The sequence below is a fragment of the Spirochaeta lutea genome (genome assembly GCF_000758165.1).
In the GTDB taxonomy this organism is placed as follows: domain Bacteria; phylum Spirochaetota; class Spirochaetia; order DSM-27196; family Salinispiraceae; genus Spirochaeta_D; species Spirochaeta_D lutea.
Genome location: NZ_JNUP01000057.1, coordinates 560 through 1,287, shown reverse-complemented (window position 1 = coordinate 1,287; position 728 = coordinate 560). Strand labels below are relative to the sequence as shown.

Sequence of the window (728 nt, the reverse complement as noted above, 5' to 3'; positions counted from 1 at the left end):
CTGATGGAAGTGTGAGTGCAGGGAATATTCGGTTGATTGAGGCATTCTACGATAGAGCCTATGCATTTGTCGTAAATCCTGGGATAGAAGATGTTTCAAGGACGCTTACGAAATACGAAAACGACACTTGGCGAATCGTTCGACTGAAAACAAGAGGGACAAATTGATGAGAACAATATATACATGCGCTGCTTTGTTATTGTTTGCAGTATTTCAGATTTATGCGCTTGATCCGATTCAATTTGAGGTAATCAGTAGATTTCCGAATGGAAGGGGTGAAGGTGAGTTTCGCTTCCACGAGTTTGAGGGGATGGGGTCGAATCCTAGTAGCCCTAAGGGTTTATCGTTTGTGGACGGAGTATTTTATATTACAGATAATGTCAACCAACGAGTGATAAGACTTGAGGAAAACGGAAACCACTGGGGTGTTTTACTTAACAATTTGGATCCAGGTTTTAACTTAATAAGGCAAGGAAGGTTCCTATTTGATTTTGCCTCTTCGGGATTTTACAATGTATATAATCATGACCAGCAAAGCCTCACTGTTAAGAATAGCCGCTTGAGTACCGGAGATGCTAGTTACTACATGAAAACAGTGATAGCTGGCGACATGATTTTAGTAAATACATCACCAGAGCGAGGTACTGAAACTCCCCGGTACTTTGGTTTTCATATTACTGAGGACTTCGACGGCACAATATCCATGATGAATCCGGAAGAAACGATTC

1 protein-coding gene is annotated in these 728 nt (G+C 41.3%); it reads left to right on the top strand.

The window, feature by feature from the left end:
• Positions 1-166: 166 nt before the first annotated feature.
• Positions 167-728, top strand: a 562-nt coding sequence (locus DC28_RS16525) for a hypothetical protein (protein WP_037547312.1), incomplete at its 3' end; no start/stop codon positions are given.